Source organism: Pseudoalteromonas sp. SR41-8, from assembly GCF_014163915.1.
GTDB lineage: Bacteria > Pseudomonadota > Gammaproteobacteria > Enterobacterales > Alteromonadaceae > Pseudoalteromonas > Pseudoalteromonas rhizosphaerae.
Window position 1 is genome coordinate 1 of sequence record NZ_JACJEE010000085.1, and the last position, 557, is coordinate 557.

Annotated in this window: 1 protein-coding gene; it reads left to right on the top strand. The window is 42.9% G+C overall.

What is annotated here, in order from left to right; all coding sequences use genetic code 11:
* The coding region (locus H5162_RS21475; RefSeq protein ID WP_182779450.1) for a transposase at nt 1-557 on the top strand (557 nt) is incomplete at both ends.

The window sequence follows — 557 nt, forward strand, 5'->3', positions numbered from 1 at the left end:
AAGCCTGACTTATCCTGCCAAAATAAATTCATTCCAATCAATTTTGCTGAGCAAATATTGCCAGGTACATTTGAGTATGCGCTTTGTTATATTGTCGAAAATAAACTCGATTTGTCGGGCTTTGACGCGTGGTATAACAATGATAAAACGGGCGCCGCTGCGTATCCTCCTTCAGTGATGCTAAAGATTATTTTACTTGGTTACGCACATGGTTTGGTTAGTAGCCGCCGTATTGCTAAGGCGTGTGAGACGAATATTTTGTTCATGAGTGTGTCGGGTGATATTCAACCTCATTACACATCTGTAGCGGGATTCGTGGCCAAAATGCACGAACAGATTGAACCGCTGTTTACGCAAGTACTGATGATATGCGACGAAGAAGGCTTGATAGGTCGCAACATGTTTGCCATTGATGGATGCAAATTGAAATCGAATGCGAGTAAAGAATGGAGCGGCACATTCGATGAGCTAGGGCGTAAAAAAGCAAAACTAGAACGCGCGAGTAAACGTATTATCGAACGTCACCAATCACAAGATAGCCTGAGCGAAGAGTTGAT